The organism is Halobacteriovorax sp. RT-2-6, assembly GCF_047085025.1.
Taxonomy (GTDB): Bacteria; Bdellovibrionota; Bacteriovoracia; order Bacteriovoracales; family Bacteriovoracaceae; genus Halobacteriovorax_A.
In genome coordinates, this window is the sequence record NZ_JBKIYH010000001.1 from 558,166 (window position 1) to 577,010 (window position 18,845).

Genomic DNA, 18,845 nt, shown 5'->3' on the forward strand with positions numbered 1-18,845 from the left:
GATACAAAAATCAACTAATTAGCGTGGTATGACTTCCTCAAATTATAGGCAGCCTATTTCTTAAAGTGGTCAAGAAAACCCTGTGGGGCCTTGGCAAGCTTGCGCTCTTCATAGTCAAAGAAGACTAGGCCATTTTTAGCATAAGCGATAAGACGATCACCGCATGTGAATTTATAAAGAAGGTCAAAGCCGTACTCACTAATATCTTCGACAAACATTTCAACCTCTAAAACGTCCCCATGGAAAGCCTCTCCACGGTACATATAAGCAGCATCAGCTTGAATGAGTGACTTACCAAAGCAATTTAGTTCATCATGACCAAGGGATTTAAGAAAGCGCAGACGCCCTTCATGACAAAGTGTTGCCACAGCATCATTTCCCATATGATTTCCATAATTGACGAAGTTAATTGTTAGCTCAATTTTAGTTTTAAAATCAGCTTCTCTTTGAGGTGTCGATAATTTTATACGTGCCATGGATAAATTTTAACTAATTAAACTTACTCACACAAGATATAAGAATTCACTATTGGGCCGAAGAAATATTATATCCTTCTTTCTTAGAGAGAAATTTTGCCAAAAGCTCATGCCTATTATTAACGACCATTGCCTTAATAAGCACTTGGTCATTAAGCCAACGGAAGTCTCTATCCAGAGGCATTCCTTTATCATAATAAGCTAAAAAATCATTTGGACGATGCTTGATAAAAACAAAAGCATAGACAGGTTTTGCCATATGAAAATACGAAAGGAGCTGCTGTGTATTCATTGATGAATAACGAAAGTACCTGAGCATAGAAAGACAGAAGAAGGAAATAATGAGTGAAAGACAGCAGATCATAAAGCTTCTTTCAAACCACTTTTTTAGTGCTTTAGTAGGAAATAGAAAATCACCAAAGAGCTCTCGCGAATCGCCAGTAAATCGAAGCTGATATACTAATAGTGAAACAACAAGCACAATGCTTACATTTGGTGAGTAAGGAATATAATCAAGTAAGACGATAGTAATTAGAAGCGCAAGACTAATAAAAAAGAAAAGAGAAATTAACGTAACCAACATAAGCAGGCCCTCGAAAGAAACCAACTCTCCTAATGCTAAGTGACGTCTGTAGAAACCCAATTGAGCTTTCATAAAATCCTCTCTAATAAGAGTTTATCGCTACTCAACAAATGTTCTAAATACACCTATTTATCGTGCTTTTGAATCCTTATAAGTCAAAATTATGGCCATTAAAGTGGCCATCTCGATAAAGCTTATTTGAGAAAGATTAGATAAATCAGGAATCTACGAATCTTCGATTTCAGTGAAGATTTTTGCTTTTGCATAATTTAGAAGTTCTTCATTCTCAAGGATATGATTCGACCAAGCATGAAATCCATGTGAGAACTCCTTGAAAGTTACATCAACTCCTTCTCTCAATAACTTCTCATAAAACATTAAACTGTCATCGTAGAGAACATCATACTTAGCGGCATAGATAATTGTTTTAGGAAGGGCCTCAAGCTCATCACTATAAAGAGGAAAAATCGCAGGGTCTTTCATATGCACTTCACGATTTGAGATTGCATAATCCAATAGCTTTAAAAGCATTGATTTAGATAAACCACTTTCTTCGCCACTCTCGTATCGATTTGCCGACGTCGTTTCAAAATCACTTTGATAATGACCTGTTAAGAGATGTAAATCAGAGATTTTAAATGCTTTACTACCTAAATGATTATTGGCCAATGTAACTAATGTCGCAAGATTTGCACCAGCAGAAGTACCAGTTAACGTAAAACTCTTTATACCTTTAAGATGAAGATCATTTAAAAGAGCGAGGCACCAATTTGTGATTTCAGGAATACTTGATTCTGGAGATAAAGGGTAATCAGGACAAACGATATAGGAAGTGTGTTCGTGGAAATCGAAAAGGGCCTGACAAAATTGAGCACTAGTATATTCATGGCCAGTAACATAGCCTCCTGAGTGTAGATGAATAATACAATGAGTTTTAGGCTCGCCCCAAACTAAGCAAGTATGGTCATTGAGCTTTTGAATAGAGCAATTGACAAGATTCTTATACTCGCCTTCAATAAGATCCATGGCCCGACGAAGCTCATCCAGCGTAATGCGAGAGAAGCGTTTAATTCCCACATCAAAGAATGATTGCATTGATGAGAGTCGTTTTTGATGAATGAATTCAGCTATTGATTTGGACAAGGTCTAACCCATTACATTTACAAGGAAAAGTATTTATTAAATAAAGTATATAAATAAAATTCCGATAGTTAAAATTAGTAAAACTATAATCAGCATTTTAATCAAAGAAAGGTAACAAGGCCAATGAAAGCAATATCCTTACTCGTTTTGTTCTCTATATTAATGGCCGTAAAAGTAAGTGCCTACGACACCTTAGCTATAGAGGGACAGTCGCCTAATAAGACTCAGACACAGGATTTGAAGGCAAAAATCTTTGAAATTGATGATGACGGAATGGGCCCAATAATCCCAAAAGAATATGAACGTAGTCGCTATCCAGCAAGCATTCCAAGCGATGATGAAAATGGTCATACTCATGATAGTGATGGAAAATATAAGCGTCCATTCAAGTAAAAAAAATATCAAACAATCTCCACAATAATTACATAAAAAAACCAAAGTACAGTTTCATAATCAACCAAAGAGCTTAGAAAAGCCTAAACACAAACAAGAGGTATGATATGAAATTGATTCCTATGACTTTAATCGTTCTACTGCTTAGCACGTCTACATTTGCAATGAGAGATAAGGGCGAGAGAAAGTCAAAAAAGACAGAAAGTCATCAAATGAGTAAAGAAATGAAAAAGGATAAGAAATCCAAAATGAAGCATCGTATGGAGCGTACACCTGCCTCAAGCGATGCAAAAGCAGATGCTTCTCTAAACAACATGCACTACTTAATCTACGAGTAAGAGCAAGGTTAAAAGAGAGGCAAAAAGAGTTATAAGATGAAGACACTCACATACATTATAATCACACTTGCAATTCTTGCTTTCGGCTTTGAAGTTTATGGAGAGCGCTATACTGCCATTGTTGATGAAAATGATCCTTCAGTTCAGCGATTGATTCACGGAGAGGAGCAAAATGCAACTCAGGACCGAAAACAATCTCGTGAAGAGAAGAAACAGAGAAATCCAGCGTCTGAGCAAGAAATACAAGAAATGAATGATGATGATTACAGAGGAAATGAATACATGGAGCGCCATGCCAGACCTCCTCTATATGATCGTCAATATAAATAAGATATTGAAATCTTTTCAATATCTTATTTTTTACAATTAGATTGTGCACAATATAGTTTTGTGATACATATTACTTATCAAATAAATCAAAGGAGATTGAAATGAGTATTTATGATTACAAAGCTATTGATATTAGAGGTAATGAAAGATCACTATCTGAATTTAAGGGAAAAAGCTTATTGATCGTAAATACAGCAAGTAAGTGTGGCTTTACTCCTCAGTATGAAGGACTTCAAAAGCTATACGATAAGTATCAAGGAAAACTGGAGATCTTGGCCTTCCCATGTAATCAATTTGGCAAACAAGAGCCAGGAAACTCAGAGGATATTCAATCATTTTGTGACTTAACTTTCAAAACTTCATTTCCGCTTTTTGAAAAAATTGATGTTAATGGAGATAACACACACCCACTATATCAATATCTTAAAGATGAATTACCAGGACTACTTGGTAGCAAGAAAATAAAATGGAATTTCACAAAATTCTTAGTAGATAGTGAAGGCCATCCTGTTAAGAGATATGCACCAATTGATAAACCAGAAAGTTTAGAAAAAGATATCGAAAAGAGCTTTAAATAATGAATGATGAAGTTCTATTAATCGACAATCAGATTTGTTTCAGCCTCTATCGACTTAGTAAACTCATTACTAATCAATATAGGCCATATCTTGATGAGATCAATCTTACATATCCACAGTACCTTGTCATGCTTGCCTTATGGGAAACTGACAAAGTGAATATGTCTCAGCTTGGAGAAAAGCTTTCTCTTGATAACGGGACTCTAACTCCCCTGATTAAGCGCCTCATTGAAAAGGGCCTAGTTGAGAAAAAGAGATGTATTGAAGATGAAAGGATTGTCTATATCACAACAACGACAAGTGGAAAGAAACTAAAGAAAAAAGCAAAATCAATTCCGCAAAAGCTTCTTTGTTCAAATAATGTTGATCTAAAAGAAATACAGAAGCTAAAGGCTGAAGCAGATAAAATATATAACCAGTGGAGTACACATGAAAAATGAAGAAATTATAAAAGCACTTAATTGGCGTTATGCCACAAAAGTTTTTGATAAAACAAAAAAAATTTCAGATGAGGACTTACACGTTTTAAATGAATCTTTAAGACTTGCGGCCAGTTCATTTGGACTACAACCTTGGAAGTTCATTTTAGTAAATGATGAGGCTACACGCCAAAAGCTTAGAGAGCACTCTTGGGGCCAATCTCAAGTAACTGATGCCTCTCACTACGTTGTTCTTGCTTACCTTACAGAGTTAGATGAAGAATATGTTGAAAAGTTTGTGCAATCAATTGCTGAGCAAAGAAATGTAGAACGTGAAAGTCTACAAGGATATTTTGATGTTATGAAGGCGGCATTAATTGATGGGCCACGTTCAAAAACGATTCCAGAGTGGTCACAACGCCAAACATATATTGCTATGGGACAGCTTCTAATGACTGCGGCCATTCAAGGTATTGATACATGTGCAATCGAAGGGATCGTTCCAGAAGAATACGATAAGATCTTAGGGCTTGAAGGGACAAAGTATAAAACTCTTGGAACAGTAGCGCTTGGTTATAGATCAGATGAAGACAAGTACAAGGATCTTGAAAAAGTACGTTTCTCTTTTGATGAAGTATTCAAAGTAATCTAATTAATAAAAATCAGCATCATTTGAGCTATACGGGTGGATTCTCTTATAGTTTTCACCCTGCTCAATATGCGCCTTAATATTTTCAAGATTCCATTTAAAAGTATTCGTTACACTTCGCTTAGTGATGAAGTGAAAGATTTGTTCCCATAAAAAGAACTCAAATTTTGACGGAGCACTTGCAAGTTCATGGCGACGAATATAGCCAGAGCGAAAAGTTAATGACGTCTTATTGTCACCAAGCTTCTTGTAAAATTGTTCAACAAGAAACTCTCCCTTCTCGTTGTAATTCATAAAATCCATAAATTCGTTGAAGTTATAGGCCCTGATCTGCTTGTAGTATTCGTTTTCACTTTTTGAAACCATTGTTGTCGTTTCGTCCCAAAAAGTCCCCTGCTCACTCTCTCTTCGATAACAGCGTCGAGTGAAACCAATATCACTTTGCTTTAACTTCTCATTCCACGGACACTGCGAATTTGGGCAAGAGACAATCTTATAGAAGTAGGTCGACCACTGACGTGCGTGTTCATTTTTTGAGTTATAGTCCCACACAGCTTCAATTGGAGCGTTAATCTCAACTGTATACTCAGCGTAATCAATAGGCCTCGTATACTCTTTAGCATTCAGGGTAAATGATAGTGCAAAGAGCACAAATATTAGAATAATCCTCACTGAACTAGTTTACTGGACGATGCCACAGCGGGTCAATATCGAGCAAGATTTTTCATTGCCAATCAAATTCTAAGTGATTAATATATCTAAAGAATTCAAGTGATTTCAATGTGCCTAGGTGGTGAAATTGGTAAACACGCACGGTTGAGGGCCGTGTGCTTTCGAGCTTGCTGGTTCAAGTCCAGTTCTAGGCACCATTCATTCAAACTCCCATACATTTTTCGAAGTATATTACTGCTTAATTAAAAGCAAGCGTAGCTTGATGGTTTTGGAGGCGTCAATTGCCACGATGGCAAATTGATGCCGAACAAATTCGAGGGGTCAGGAGACCCCGAAGAACAAGGCCAGAGCATACCACAAAGAGAGCTACAGAAGCAGGAGCCGAGAGTCGGCCAAGTCCAGCGCGTATTTGCCAACTAACCGAAAGCCGCGCCTTCTCTATTTAAACTTTTCTTTTAGCAGTCCCAATATCTTCAAGATAGAACTTTAGTCTTTGCTCAATTTCCTCAAGGGCAGCAAGGCGAATTTCAATGGCCGTATTACATGAGCGGCGAGTTTTGATAGATTCAATCCCCTCCTTAGATGGGATATTCATAACTGGTCTTTTTTCTTGTTCTTTTTGTAAAGCGACCTGTTCTTCGAATTCTTCGATAAGCTTATTTAGAGGCGTTGGTGCTTTAGCTGTGCGCTCCTCTTCTACTGGAAAATTTTTAGCAGCAGGGAACATCACTAGAACATCGTTTTCTGATTGTGGATTTGTATCAATTAGTTTCATTAAATTTAATTCCTCATAATAAGCATTTATAGCGTTCAATTGCCGTCGCTATTTATAAAGCATAACCTAGGCCAAGAATAATTGGGATAAGCTATGTAAATTTGGAAGGTTACAAAAAATGAACGTCAATTATTTGGTCAGGCAAGGTGTTCATTAGACAAATTTCTCTCGCAATATCAAACACTTAGTCATATTTTATTTAGTCCCCAACTTGCGAGATATCATGAGCGTGGTACAATATTGGAGTGAAAAGAATCAACTGTATGCAATGCAAATATTATTTTAGTACTTGGGACAAGGACGCTCCTCGTGGATGTCGTAAATTTAATATGAAATCCACAAATATGCCTTACATCCTCGTTCGCCAATCAAGTGGCTCGGATTGCAGCTTCTTTGAACAAAAAGAACACTTGAAGAAGAAAAAGAGTAAATTAGACGATCTTAATGACCCAAGCCTGTGGTAATCGACATATATCAAATTAGTATAACAACTATTCCATAATATTATTTCTAATATAAATAAAAACATCATATATAAGCCTCATCAATCAAGTATGTGAGGTGCAAAATGAAAAAAGAGATCCTATTAACGTCATTAATTATGATGAACCCTGTAGCAAACCTACAAGCAAAAGAGATTACTGAAGTCAGAACACAAATGCTTTCAAATTATGAAACTTTGGCCAATTTATCATTTGAATCTAATAAGTCTTTCGACGGTCATTATTGGACATATAACGATGAACTAAACGATGCCACTAAACACTATCGTAAATTTAAATGGGCAATCGAAATTAGAGACAATAGCGATGAGACGATGACTCATACTGAAGATGAATTAAAAATGGAGTATTTTTTAGTTCTCCATCAAGTATTTGAAGATGGATATATCCTGAGCTCTGAAAATGACTACCGTGTTGATCGTTTAACAAGTAAAAGGTTCAAGCTATATAACTGTGACTCATCACTTAATTGCCAAAGTGATTACGCCAATACAGAAATGATTCTTGAGAATATCGGAGGTGAGAAAGTTCTTCTCATTAAGAATCTTAAGAATGTATTTTCACAAAATAATTATGAAGACGTTTTCTTCGTTCAAACTAAGTAAGTAGAAATAAATTTGTGAATTCAAAAGAAGTTCTAGAATATTTGCTAACTCCCCTTGATCAATCTCAAGGGGATGTTTTTAAAGAAGTTATTCGTGAGATCGAGCAATTAGAGATTCGTTTAATTGCATCGATGAATCCTAATTGGGCCAAGCTTGCTAAATCTCGTCTGCTCTCTTCAAACACTGCTTCAAGAGCAATTGATAATAGCTTAGCAAGATGGGATGAGGCCAATCGTTACATCAGCGAATGTATACAAGATGAAAAGACGCTAAGCTTTGAGATCATCACGAAAATTAACTCCATCTACAATGCTAAGAATTCACAAATCAGAGAAACTCCTATCTACGGGGGTGGTATCGAGTTTATAAGGCCACAGTATCTAAAGGAAGCAAAAGTGCTCCTTATTGATAACCTGTTGAATGATGTCGATATGTGCTTTTATGAGAAGGCCTTTCACCTGTATCAATGGGTCGTAAGTCTTCATTTCTTTGATAACGGAAATGGCCGAACTTCAAGGCTATGCGCTGATTACATACTCATGCAAAACGGAAAGCTTCCTATATGCTTCCAGTCGAGTGTACGCTCTCATGTGGCCCAAATGCTTGAGGATAGGAAGGTGAACAAAGAAGATAAATTTCTTAGTTTCTTAAAAGCAATAAAGCGAAGCTATGAAATTGTCTTAGAGATTTGAGTCTGGCAGCTCAATACCTTGCTCATAATAAGTTGGCCCGGCCTCTTGAATCATTCCACCGCCAAGACACACTTCCTCACCTTCTAAATTCGTATAAAAGACAATTGATTGGCGTTTGGCAATAGCACGCTGAGGAGTATCAAAGTCAACTCTAACAAAGTCTTCAGAAACTTCAGTGATCGTACACTCTTGATCTTTTTGACGATAGCGAATCTTGGCCTTAAGCTTCATTCCAACTTCAGGCATAAATTCCTCATCAACCCAAGATAGATCTGTGGCAGTAAGATAGTCAGCATAAAGTGCACCGTGTTTTTCGCCGCGTTCAACGATAACGACATTGCGCTCAGTATCTTTACCAACAACAAACCAAGGCTCACCTGGCCCACCAAGGCCTAGGCCCTTTCTCTGGCCAATTGTATAAAAGGCGCTACCACTGTGGCGGCCAACTTTAGTTCCATCAAGAAGTTCGAAGTCGCCTTCTTTGATATGGATATAATTTGAAAGGAAGTTTTTAAAATTTCTCTCACCGATAAAACAGATTCCTGTTGAATCTTTCTTATCATGAGTAATAAGGTCATACTTCTTTGCAATCTCTCTTACCTGTGGCTTTTCAATGGCACCAACTGGGAAAAGAACCTTATCTAGAACTTTTGATTTGATTGTGTAGAGAAAGTAAGTTTGATCTTTGTTATTATCAAGGCCTTTAATAAGTTTAGACTTACCGTCAATCTTCTTTGTCTGGCAGTAGTGCCCAGTTGCAAGAAAATCTGCACCAAGCTCCATGGCCTTATTGAAGAAAACTTTGAATTTAATCTCACGGTTACAAAGAATATCAGGATTAGGTGTAAAGCCCTGTTCATATTCCTCAAGAAAGTTTGCAAATACGTTGTCACGATACTCTTTTACAAAGTCCACAGAGTAGTATGGAATATCAAGCTTTTCACAAACGGCAACAACATCTTCAAACTCTAGAGATGCTTTACAATTTCCGTTTTCATCCTGCTCTTCCCAATTTTTCATGAACATGCCAATGACGTTATAGCCTTGCTCTTTTAACAAAGCTGCACATACAGAAGAATCGACTCCTCCGCTCATTCCGACAATGACTGTTTTACCGTTACCTACATTTTCCATGTGCCTTATTTAGCACATTTAGGGGTTATAGGTCTAGTGCCCATGAAGCAATGGCCATAGCAATATTGTTAGTGGCGTGATGTAAAGTCTTAATATTGAGTGCGTTCACATGATCTGCCGGAGTATGGATGCGAGAAGCATTTGAATCACTCTCCCAATTTTGGGTAAAGACCACACTTGGGATATTAAACTTTTGAAATGACGTATTATCACCGTAGACGAAATCATATGGCGTGATGCTAAAATCCACACGAAATGTCCCCTCGGAAGACTTCGTATAGAATCTTTGAGCAATAGACTTTTCGGCCTTATGAAGACCAGAGCTAGCAGGAGAATAATAGAGTCTCATATTCCCAAGCTTCTGCTCTTTATCTTGAGTGAGAGTATCGTAACCAAGCATAACCAATTCTACATAAGAATAGACCCTGATGCCCTTTTCAAGATTTAGGTTTTTTACATAGTCATATGAACCTAAGAATCCATTTTCACCATAATCGAAGAAAACCACTCGAACTGTTTTTTCAAGATCGAGCTCGGCAAGAATATTGATTAAACTCAAGGCCGCAACAACTCCAGAAGCATTATTATCAGCACCTGGTTGACGTCCTTTATTTACAACTGCAAAGTTTTTTAGATCATAAGCGGCCGTATCGTAATGGGCCCCGATGACAATAACATCTTGAGGATTTTTTAGCCCCTTCTTTTCCCAAACAATATTGTATCCATTAACAGACTTAAGGCCATCCACCTGCTGAACTCTTTCATTCGTAAGCTTTTGCCACTTTCGTAAATCTTTTGGACTAAGCTTATCTTTTGTGGCCTCTAAATCCTTTTTAAATAGGGATTTTGCATATTCAACATCTGGAACAAATTTAATTGTCTTAAGAGATGTATTTGTTTTTCGAACATTGGTTTCAATATAGCTAATAATATAATCCTGTGCCGTTTTATGACCACTAGTTCCCACAAAACGATTAGGTCTTGTCTCTTTAACAAAGCTATTAATTAGGGTATCGATATCTTTTTCTGAATTTTTAGATACGGCGTAATAAAGAGAGCGTAATTTCTTAGGAGACCTTTTACTTTTAGAAAGTTTATACGTGTCTTTAAAATTTTTAAATTCTTTTGCTGTCACAGAAAGTGACATCGATAATGCAATAATAAAATACTTCATTTAAAACCCTAGTTCTCTTTTTTTCGGACGAGATTGCGCTTCTTCAAGCTCTTCTTTTTGCTTCTTATTTAGCGGTAGACGGTAGAATTCACCATCGATGAATTGTCCAGTTTGAAAAATTTTTGCGTGACCAATTACCTTAGCACTTGGTCCATTTTTTGTTAAAAAGATAAAATGATCTCCTCTAAACAATATGCCTTCTGACTTGTCATCGAGATCAAAATATATATTTCCATTATTTAAAATATAGAGATTTCCTTTATATCCTTTACCTGTCGAGCTAATTCGACAATAACATTCCACAGGCCTAGATGTGTCAACGACTTCATAATTAACAAAGTGATTGCCAACGATACGCTCAAACGTTAATTCCTTTGCCTTTGCAACGTAAATAAAACCACGAGACATATTGATAGAAACAATTTTACTATCTGGAAGCTTTGGTTTGTTATCAAAAGTTTTATACTGTGTTTGTCCAAGATAATATTGATGCTGGCCTTTATGCTCACCAACAACACTATCGTCATCGTGAAGATAGATAGTGTTCTCTTTGATAAAACTTCGAGCAATATAACGATCAGTTAACTCGATAATTTCTTCATTTGAATAAACTTGTGAGCGAAGTACTGCTCTTTTTTCAAGTTCAACTCGTGAAATTGTTTTTGAATCCACAAGTTGGCCAATCTTATCAACCTCTGCAGTCTTTAGATCTGCCAAAGGAAGTTTCAAATGAGACATTACCTCATTACTAACCTGAGTTAAGAGATGACAGTCATTTTTGACAGTATCGTTTGGTGCACTTAGCACAAATCGATTTTGAACGGGGATTACCTTACTAAAATGTCCTGTCGCAATCTTTGTGGCCTTAAGAACAGATAATTTTGAATAGAGAGTCTCAAGAACGAGAGTTGCTTTATCAATTGTTGGATTACACCAAATACCTGCAACACGACTCTCTAACAATTTAGAAATAACGCGCTCTTCAAAGGCTCCAGAAGCACTCGTAACATAAAAAGGAATTCCTATTAGTCGACAGATATCCCTGATTTTCTCTTCTGATTCACTTGCCCAAGGACTAAAAATACTATTGATCTTCTTATTCCACGAAATTTTCTCATATTGTCTAAAGGCCTCTAACTGTTCCTCATCGCCCCTTAGCTCTTCTAGCAATTGCCCTTCAGGAGTAAGCTTTGTTTTAAACTGCTCCAGTAAAGCTTCATCTTCACTAGTGATTTTTTCAAAAAAAGAAATATTGACTCCAATACACTCATGCCCCTGCTTTTTTAAAAGCAGCGCAGTAACGGCCGAGTCAATACCGCCATCCATCCCGACGATAATCCTCTCTTTTTTCATATCTTTCTTAGCAAATTGCATAATTAAATTATAAGTGATTTTAGAAATTTAAACAGGGTAAATTTAAATTTATCAAAAACTTTATCCCACCAAAAGGCTCATATATTCATTGACATAACTCAACGCAAAATCAGATAATATTCATTCACGACGCAATAACACACAAGGACACAACACAAATTATGAAAACGAGTAAGGGTAATAGTAAAAGAAGCAAGAAGCTAAAATTTATTGATATCTTTTCAGGCGCAGGAGGATTTTCTTGTGGACTTGAAATGGCAGGTTTTGAGTGTGTCATGGGAATTGACTTCAACAAACACGCCATGGATACATTTGCGCATAATCACAAAAAGGCCTATCCATATTGCGGCGACATTTCAAAACTAAGTAACAAAAAAATTAAAGAAGTTCTTGGTGACACTGAAGTTAATCTTGTTGTTGGTGGACCTCCATGCCAAGGTTTTTCAACTGTTGGCCCGGGAAACCCAGACGATATTAGAAATAAACTTTTTCTTGAATTCGTAAGAGTTGTGAAACTAACTAATCCAGAATTCGTTGTAATTGAAAATGTGACAGGACTACTTGCTAAGAAGAATGAATCAACATTAAAGGCAATCTTTAAGAAATTCAATTCCCTTGGATACAACCTAGACGTTAAGGTTATGAGTTCTCAAAACTATGGTGTACCTGAAAAAAGACGCCGTACAATCTTTATTGGAAGTCGAGTTAACGAGAAAGTAGAATTTCCAAAAATTACTCACGATACAATTGTAGCAAAAACATATCGCCCACCAGTTACTGTTGGTGAGGCCCTAAGTGATATTGAAACGAAAGCTGGCCATGTTTTAAATCATGACCTAGATAGTGCTAAGATCAAATCTAAACTAGATTTAAAGCGCATCAAACGTATTCCAGAAGGTAAAGGAATTCGTTACGAAAAAGACGAAAAAATGTATCTTACTCCATCGCTAAAACTTGGTGTTGATTGGAAAACAATGCGCGAGGGGCGATTTAGACAAACAAAGTACCAGAGACTTGATTCGAGAAGTGTATCTCCAACAATCATGACTCATCGTCATAGTTATTACCACCCTACAGAGCATCGCTACCTAACTCAAAGAGAAGCGGCAAAAATTCAAAGTTTTCCAAATGACTTTGAATTTTGTGGGCCAATCTCTGCTCAGTGGAGACAGATTGGAAATGCTGTTCCTCCGTTAATGGGTAAAGCAATTGGTACGGCAATCAAGAAGATGCACAATGCTCACCTTAAATCGACAGAAGATGGAAAAGTAAAAAAGAAAACAAAAGTAAAATCAATTATTGAAGATGTTCGAGGAGGAGCATTTGTCTATCGCTAGAATCTCGACACTACTTTTAATTCTACTAACCATATCATGTGCGACAAGCAATGATTCAACAAAAGTAGGCCAATCTAATTGCCACGTCAAAAGGGCCGCAATTGATCTTGGCTCAGGTTCGACAAAACTAGTTGTAGGACTCGTGGATACTTGTCGAGCGATGGTAGAAGGGATTCTCTTTGAAGCACAAAGAGCAGTACCTCTTAAGGATCAACTACAATCTTCAAAAGACAATAAGTTTAATGAAGAGATGCAAAATCGTCTAAGAGATGTTTTTGATGAGTTTAAATATCTAGCAAAAAATGAAGGCGCCGAAGATATTAGAGCTGTTGCGACTTCAGCATTTCGAACATCAGCAAACGGTGATGATGTTGCAGATCAATTAAAAGAACAAACAGGTGTAGACTTAGAGATTATCTCTCAAGAAGATGAAGCCAAGTTTGCTTACTCTGCAGCTCTTTCAAAACTTAAGTCAATGAATGTTTCACAAAATCCTCCGATTGCCATCTGGGACATTGGTGGTGGAAGCATGCAAATCACAAAGCCAATTGATAAAAAAGGTGAACAAACACAGGTGGCCCTTTTAAAAGTTGCATCTGTTACTTTTAAAAATCTTGTTTTAAAAGAGTTTTATCCAAAAGGGACTAAGACGCCAAACCCACTAAAAGAAGAGCGCGCTCTTAAAGCGATGGATCTGGCCAGAGTAACAGCAAAAGAACAATTATCTGACTTTGGAAACCTAAAAGACTATCAGGTTTATGGAGTTGGTGGTGTTCACTACTTCAGCATTGGTGGCCAATTTAAGAAAGCGAATCGCGTCTATAACCAGTCAACTCTCCTGGCCAAACTTCTGGAAAGAGCAAAGCTTACTGATAAAGAGATAGACAGCAAGTATGCATCGACAGACGTGACAAATATGGCGCTAGTTCTAGGTTTTATGCAGACTCTAAAAGTTGATGAAGTAAAGCCTATCAAAGTAAACATGGCCCATGGACTTCTAATCAACCCTACTTTCTGGGAATAACTCTAATAACGATTTGTAAAAATACATAGATTGCCTTCATCGATAATAATCGGCGAAGGCCATTGCTGCTCCTTAGCAATATCCATCAACCATTTATTTGCATTACCTTTTGTGACAATTGTAATTTTTTTCTCGTAACTAATTTCTAAGATTTGATTTAATACATAGTCATAAGTTTCTTTAGAGAAAGGATCGTACAGATAGTAAATATCTGCTTTCGGTATAGAAAAAGACTTTAAAGACAAATCTTGAACTTTAAAGGTTAAGCTCTCATCTAAACCTAAATTTTGGCAGGCATTATTTGAAACCTCTACTCTGTGATCTACATACTCATAGCCAACAAATTCAAGATCAGGTCTAAGAAGAGAACAAACAAGCCCTACTCGTCCATAGCCTGAACCAAGATCAACAACAGTATCTCCAGCACTAGCATCAATTCCCTCGAGTGCTAAGAGTATTGTAGAATAGCCCGATTGAACTCCTACTCCGGCCCTTTGATATAGACGTTCTTTCGTGGTTGAATCATAGGTCATTTCTTGATCCAATTGATAATTAAGTTCAAAAATGTCATCGAGATTATCAAAAGTACGGTATAAATTAGGACCTTGATGGCCCATCTGCTGTATTCGGCCTTCCTGATCTTTTTCTTCTTTAATAAAGTGTGTACTCATTGTATTCAAAGATTGAATCAGGAATTCTTTTTGTTCATGGCCTCTTTTATCAATGATTGATTCGATTACGTGTGCTTCAATCGACTTAGAGCGCTTCTTAATTTCTTTTATTTTCTCAGCTCCACTCTCAACAAGAAATTCTCTTAAAAAAGAAACTGCCTCCAGTTCATCTTCAAATAATGGAGAGATAAAATCTTTATAAGAAGTCTTTTGTCCATTTCGCTTATCTTCTTGTTTCTTGAGCCAGAGCTCATCTTTAAGAAAGTCCATAATGGTGACTAAGAGTGCCGAATTAGTGTAGAGGCCAGCTAATTGAGTTGGCGTAAAATCACTCGTATCACCTTTCTTGCCTTTTAATAAATGTAAGAACATTAACTGAGAAACTCTCATGTTGCCTCCAATGTGTTTAACTGAAACGATCATGGTTGCAAAGCATGAGCTAATTAAATTAGTTTAATGATAACTTTATAATGGCCCTAAGTAAAATTAGTGGCCATTACTAGAGTTTGTCGCTTGTGTGAGATTGTAGAATATACCCCTTTGAAGTATTAAATTTTCAGGAGTATCAAATTCAGCAAGTTTAGCATCTTTGAAAACAAGAATTCTATCACACTCTTTAATTGTATCGAGCCTGTGAGCGATAAAGAAAGACGTTTTACCTTCCATTACATTGTGAATTCCATCGTGTAGAATCTTTTCAAAGTAAGGATCAACATGGGCCGTGGCCTCATCAAGAATAAGAATATTTGGATTCTGTAGGCATACACGAGTTAACGAAATAACCTGTTTCTCACCCGCTGATAAATTCGATCCACCATCTTTTAAGACACTATCAAGAGAAAGCTTCGAGTAATCCATAACCTTACTCATTCCTGTTTTATCACAAATTGAAAGAATGTCTTTATCTGTCAAATCAGGGTTTACCGAAAGATTTTCTCTAAGAGTCCCATCGAAGATAATGACATCTTGAGAAACAATTCCAATCTGATCACGGTAGTGATCGATATCTAAATCTTTAAGATTTTGACCATCAATTAAAACATCACCTTTTTGATAGTCATAAAGGCGAGAAAGGACTGCAACCGCCGTCGTTTTCCCTGAGCCAGTTGGCCCAACAATTCCAATTTTTTCACCTTTATTGATCTTGAATGAAACATCATTTAGGGCCGTACTAATATCATTATAGCCCATCGTCACGTTCTTAAATTCTACTTCACCGTTTATTGTATGATGTCTATCGTTTCGTTGATCAAAGACCTCTCTCTCTGTTTCAACATCAATAAAGTTTGCCACACGATTAACACTTGTAAACGCTGTAATAATATTTGCCATTTCTCTAAAAAGAGAAAGAACAGGCCAAAAGAAGCGCTCACAATAACGTAAAAGAGCAATAAACAGGGCAAGAGAAAGCGTTCCATCTAAGTAAGCGCTTCCACCAAACCAAACAAGAATAAGAAGTGGTAGTCCACATAAGAATGATAGCATCGGCATTGTAAGAGCATAGTATGTATTGGCACTTAGCTGAACTACTTGCTGTTCATTTACAGCTGACTTGAAATTGTCATAAGACCAGTCCTCGACACCAAACGATCGAATCACGTGAATACCATCAATATACTCAGAAAGCTTTGAGTTAATATTTGAAGAGTACTTACTGATGGCCCTATTTAGAGAGCCAATTTTATCTCGCGTAACAATTAGAAAAATAACTGCAGGAATCATTCCTGAAATAACCATTAAACCGATTTTGAAGTCAGTGATAAGCATCGCTGTTGCCGATGAAATAATCATTAAGATCGAGATGGCCAGGCGCCCTAGAGAGCTTGTAAAAAACTTCTCAATCCCTTCCACATCATGAGTCATTCTCGTTACAATTCTTCCCTGAGGCCAAGAATCAAAAAATTTAAGTGGTAAGTGAGAAAGCTTTTGAAATAGTCGATCTCTAATCTTTAAAATAACATAACTTGTTTGCACGATTAGATAACGACGGCCAATATAGTGAATAAGGACACCACCTAGCTCAAGTGCTAAAACATAAAGGGCCCACTTTTTTGCAAGTTCCCACTTTGATTTTGCTAGACCTTCACCAACAAGCACCCCTAGTGCATGACCAGAGAGCATTGATATAACAGTAAACGTAATTAGCATCAGTATTGAGACAAAGATCTTAAGACGATAACCTTTTGCAAATCTGAAAAGAAATGCTGTCGTCTTTAAGGCCGAATGTCCTTGTTCCTTATGCTTAGCTTCATCTTGATCATCTTGTGCTAAAAATTGTTTTGCATCACTCATTATTTAGTCCCTGCTTCTGCACGATCTAAGTTAATCACCTTCTCGCAATATTTGAGAGTCGATTCTCTATGGGCAACCCATACGAGAGTTGATTCAGGCAGGTATTTATTAATATTTGATAGAATAGTTTCTTCGGTAACAGTATCAACCGCAGAAAGACAATCATCCAAAAGAAGTATCTCAGGCTTTCTAACAAGTGCTCGAGCAAGAGTTAGTCTTTGCTTTTGACCACCTGAAAGATTTACACCCCACTCTCCAAGTTGTGTATCTAGTCCATCATCGAAGTTTTCAATATCACTTTTTAAACCTGCAATTTCTAAAACTTGCCATAAAATTTCGTCATCAAAATTTTGATCCATTAAAATATTATTACGAATAGAGTCCGCAAAAAGGAATGACTTCTGATGAACCATTGTAATATGTGATCTTAGAAATTTATGGCCATACTCAGTAAAAGGACGTCCAAAAAAGGCGACATCTCCCCTTACATCTCTCTCTAGTCCACTAAGTATATTGAGCAGAGTTGTCTTTCCTGTCCCAATCTGGCCAATAATTCCAATACGCATTCCACGCTTAACTTCAAGATTAATATTAGAAAGGATGTCATTTCCTTCTTCATATCTAAAGCTTAGATTCTTTAAACTAAATACCGTATCACCAGTAAGTTCAGGCTCAACTTTCTTATCAAGTAAATACTCTTCCTTAAAGTGAGTATAAATCTCTGCAAGACGTCTTAGAGAAGTAAAAGACTTTCTCCAATCAGATATAATGTAGCCAAGCTCCATCAATGGCTCTTGTAAAAGATGAACAAGTCCTTGGATTGCAACGAACTCTCCTACTGTGATTTCGCCTTTCATAAGAATAGTGAAACCATAAGTAAAAAGAATAACGTATGTTGCCAACGAGGCCATTCCCGAAGAAGGAATATAGAGCATTGAAGTGTTATTGGCATCGAGTCTCATTTTTCGATACTTTTGTGCACCAGCAAATAATCTCTTATACCAAAAGAAGGCCGTATTCCCTAGCTTCTGTAGTCTTACAGTAGAGATGGCCTTTGATGTTTCATCATTAAAATATGAAAGATAATCTTGTGCAACATCGTAGCGCTCCATTTCGATAGTCGAAATATAGCGAACAAGAATTGGAACGATTAATAGTGCTAAGAAAGAGATAATCGTGATTTGTACATTAATTAAAAATAACGAGATAATTGTAAATACACCTAAAAAGAGCACATCTGCAGCTCCTACAAGTGTAAACCCAAAAACAAAGCGCGCTTGACCAACATCACTATTGGCGGCACTCATTAGAATTCCTTTTGGATATTTATTAACAAGAGTATCCATTGAAAAATATTGAGCATTTTGCCAAATATCGTCTTTTAGAAAACCACCTGCATGATGAGTCTGGCGACCTAAAAAAATACGCCAACCAACACGGCCAAAGTAGAGCATAATTCGAGAAAATAGAACAACTGTAAAAATAAAAAAGAATTTATGCTTTAGATCGTCACCTGTAATGAAGTAATCAATTGTCCAAGAAGGCATGGTTTTATGGGTGAAGAAATCCACCACATCCCCCATGGCACGTGAGTAAAATACCTGACAAAAGTTACAGACTACTATCGAAATAATCCCTAGGAAGTAAACTGATTTTTTGCGGCGTAAATAATTCAACCAAATT

General features: G+C 36.8%; 22 protein-coding genes and 1 tRNA gene. 12 read left to right on the forward strand and 11 right to left on the reverse strand.

Annotated elements, in window-relative coordinates; all coding sequences use genetic code 11:
- Nucleotides 1-53: 53 nt before the first annotated feature.
- The 3 genes from ACMAYS_RS02545 to ACMAYS_RS02555 form a co-directional block, all read right to left on the reverse strand.
- Nucleotides 54-476, reverse strand: coding sequence for a thioesterase family protein (locus tag ACMAYS_RS02545; RefSeq protein WP_392991712.1), 423 nt, complete (start codon nt 474-476; stop codon nt 54-56).
- A gap of 49 nt (nt 477-525) precedes the next feature.
- Nucleotides 526-1,131, reverse strand: coding sequence for a hypothetical protein (locus tag ACMAYS_RS02550; protein WP_103217415.1), 606 nt, complete (start codon nt 1,129-1,131; stop codon nt 526-528).
- 153 nt (nt 1,132-1,284) lie between these two features.
- Nucleotides 1,285-2,202: an alpha/beta hydrolase fold domain-containing protein gene (locus ACMAYS_RS02555; protein ID WP_412462680.1), complete on the reverse strand. Its 918-nt coding sequence runs from the start codon at nt 2,200-2,202 to the stop codon at nt 1,285-1,287.
- Nucleotides 2,203-2,325: 123 nt separating this feature from the next.
- Between ACMAYS_RS02555 and ACMAYS_RS02560 the strand changes: the two genes are divergently transcribed.
- The 6 genes from ACMAYS_RS02560 (at nt 2,326) to ACMAYS_RS02585 (ending at nt 4,912) form a co-directional block, all read left to right on the forward strand.
- Entirely contained in the window at nt 2,326-2,595 is a 270-nt protein-coding gene (locus ACMAYS_RS02560) for a hypothetical protein (protein WP_146037814.1), read from the forward strand.
- A 107-nt stretch (nt 2,596-2,702) separates the two neighbouring features.
- A complete protein-coding gene (locus tag ACMAYS_RS02565) occupies nt 2,703-2,933 on the forward strand; it encodes a hypothetical protein (RefSeq protein WP_412462681.1) in 231 nt (76 codons plus the stop codon).
- Between the two features lie 36 nt (nt 2,934-2,969).
- Nucleotides 2,970-3,263: a hypothetical protein gene (locus ACMAYS_RS02570; protein ID WP_103217419.1), complete on the forward strand. Its 294-nt coding sequence runs from the start codon at nt 2,970-2,972 to the stop codon at nt 3,261-3,263.
- A 101-nt stretch (nt 3,264-3,364) separates the two neighbouring features.
- Nucleotides 3,365-3,841 carry a glutathione peroxidase gene (locus ACMAYS_RS02575; protein ID WP_103217420.1) on the forward strand — a complete coding sequence of 159 codons (477 nt, stop codon included), beginning with the start codon at nt 3,365-3,367 and terminating at the stop codon, nt 3,839-3,841.
- Nucleotides 3,841-4,281, forward strand: coding sequence for a MarR family winged helix-turn-helix transcriptional regulator (locus ACMAYS_RS02580; RefSeq protein ID WP_412462682.1), 441 nt, complete (start codon nt 3,841-3,843; stop codon nt 4,279-4,281). Before ACMAYS_RS02575 ends, ACMAYS_RS02580 begins: the two co-directional genes overlap by 1 nt.
- Nucleotides 4,271-4,912 (forward strand): NAD(P)H-dependent oxidoreductase, encoded by a 642-nt coding sequence (locus tag ACMAYS_RS02585; protein ID WP_392991706.1) that lies wholly within the window; start codon nt 4,271-4,273, stop codon nt 4,910-4,912. The genes ACMAYS_RS02580 and ACMAYS_RS02585 overlap by 11 nt, the downstream gene beginning before the upstream one ends.
- Here the strand turns inward: ACMAYS_RS02585 and ACMAYS_RS02590 are convergent, their stop codons facing one another.
- On the reverse strand, nt 4,913-5,560 hold the full coding sequence (locus ACMAYS_RS02590; protein WP_103217423.1) for a hypothetical protein: 648 nt from the start codon (nt 5,558-5,560) through the stop codon (nt 4,913-4,915).
- A 133-nt stretch (nt 5,561-5,693) separates the two neighbouring features.
- Between ACMAYS_RS02590 and ACMAYS_RS02595 the strand changes: the two genes are divergently transcribed.
- A tRNA-Leu gene (locus ACMAYS_RS02595) sits at nt 5,694-5,778 on the forward strand.
- A gap of 245 nt (nt 5,779-6,023) precedes the next feature.
- Here ACMAYS_RS02595 and ACMAYS_RS02600 read toward each other — a convergent pair.
- Nucleotides 6,024-6,356: a hypothetical protein gene (locus ACMAYS_RS02600; protein ID WP_103217424.1), complete on the reverse strand. Its 333-nt coding sequence runs from the start codon at nt 6,354-6,356 to the stop codon at nt 6,024-6,026.
- A 245-nt stretch (nt 6,357-6,601) separates the two neighbouring features.
- On the opposite strand from ACMAYS_RS02600, the gene ACMAYS_RS02605 reads away from it, so the two are divergent.
- From ACMAYS_RS02605 to ACMAYS_RS02615, 3 genes are all read left to right on the forward strand, one after another.
- Nucleotides 6,602-6,820, forward strand: a complete 219-nt coding sequence (locus ACMAYS_RS02605) for a hypothetical protein (protein ID WP_199177525.1) — start codon at nt 6,602-6,604, stop codon at nt 6,818-6,820.
- A 104-nt stretch (nt 6,821-6,924) separates the two neighbouring features.
- Nucleotides 6,925-7,464 carry a hypothetical protein gene (locus ACMAYS_RS02610; protein WP_103217426.1) on the forward strand — a complete coding sequence of 180 codons (540 nt, stop codon included), beginning with the start codon at nt 6,925-6,927 and terminating at the stop codon, nt 7,462-7,464.
- A gap of 14 nt (nt 7,465-7,478) precedes the next feature.
- Complete coding sequence (locus tag ACMAYS_RS02615; RefSeq protein ID WP_412462683.1) at nt 7,479-8,156, forward strand: Fic family protein; 678 nt, start codon at nt 7,479-7,481, stop codon at nt 8,154-8,156.
- Here ACMAYS_RS02615 and mnmA read toward each other — a convergent pair.
- Genes mnmA through ACMAYS_RS02630 form a run of 3 tightly spaced genes read right to left on the reverse strand, consistent with a single transcriptional unit; the run spans nt 8,145 to nt 11,838 of the window.
- A complete protein-coding gene (gene mnmA, locus ACMAYS_RS02620; protein ID WP_103217428.1) occupies nt 8,145-9,290 on the reverse strand; it encodes a tRNA 2-thiouridine(34) synthase MnmA in 1,146 nt (381 codons plus the stop codon). The genes ACMAYS_RS02615 and mnmA overlap by 12 nt on opposite strands.
- Before the next feature lie 25 nt (nt 9,291-9,315).
- On the reverse strand, nt 9,316-10,464 hold the full coding sequence (locus tag ACMAYS_RS02625; protein WP_103217429.1) for a M28 family metallopeptidase: 1,149 nt from the start codon (nt 10,462-10,464) through the stop codon (nt 9,316-9,318).
- Entirely contained in the window at nt 10,465-11,838 is a 1,374-nt protein-coding gene (locus ACMAYS_RS02630; RefSeq protein WP_412462684.1) for a hypothetical protein, read from the reverse strand.
- A gap of 161 nt (nt 11,839-11,999) precedes the next feature.
- Between ACMAYS_RS02630 and ACMAYS_RS02635 the strand changes: the two genes are divergently transcribed.
- Together ACMAYS_RS02635 and ACMAYS_RS02640 are read left to right on the forward strand one after the other, a co-directional pair.
- Entirely contained in the window at nt 12,000-13,175 is a 1,176-nt protein-coding gene (locus ACMAYS_RS02635) for a DNA cytosine methyltransferase (protein ID WP_103217431.1), read from the forward strand.
- Nucleotides 13,162-14,199 carry a Ppx/GppA phosphatase family protein gene (locus ACMAYS_RS02640; RefSeq protein WP_158246829.1) on the forward strand — a complete coding sequence of 346 codons (1,038 nt, stop codon included), beginning with the start codon at nt 13,162-13,164 and terminating at the stop codon, nt 14,197-14,199. Before ACMAYS_RS02635 ends, ACMAYS_RS02640 begins: the two co-directional genes overlap by 14 nt.
- Before the next feature lie 2 nt (nt 14,200-14,201).
- Here ACMAYS_RS02640 and ACMAYS_RS02645 read toward each other — a convergent pair whose 3' ends face one another.
- The 3 genes from ACMAYS_RS02645 to ACMAYS_RS02655 all read right to left on the reverse strand — a co-directional run bounded on the left by ACMAYS_RS02645 (nt 14,202) and on the right by ACMAYS_RS02655 (nt 18,838).
- Nucleotides 14,202-15,260: a methyltransferase domain-containing protein gene (locus ACMAYS_RS02645; protein ID WP_392991700.1), complete on the reverse strand. Its 1,059-nt coding sequence runs from the start codon at nt 15,258-15,260 to the stop codon at nt 14,202-14,204.
- A 96-nt stretch (nt 15,261-15,356) separates the two neighbouring features.
- Nucleotides 15,357-17,162, reverse strand: coding sequence for an ABC transporter ATP-binding protein (locus ACMAYS_RS02650; protein ID WP_412462685.1), 1,806 nt, complete (start codon nt 17,160-17,162; stop codon nt 15,357-15,359).
- Nucleotides 17,162-18,838, reverse strand: coding sequence for an ABC transporter ATP-binding protein (locus tag ACMAYS_RS02655; RefSeq protein ID WP_392991696.1), 1,677 nt, complete (start codon nt 18,836-18,838; stop codon nt 17,162-17,164). Before ACMAYS_RS02655 ends, ACMAYS_RS02650 begins: the two co-directional genes overlap by 1 nt.
- Nucleotides 18,839-18,845: the final 7 nt, after the last annotated feature.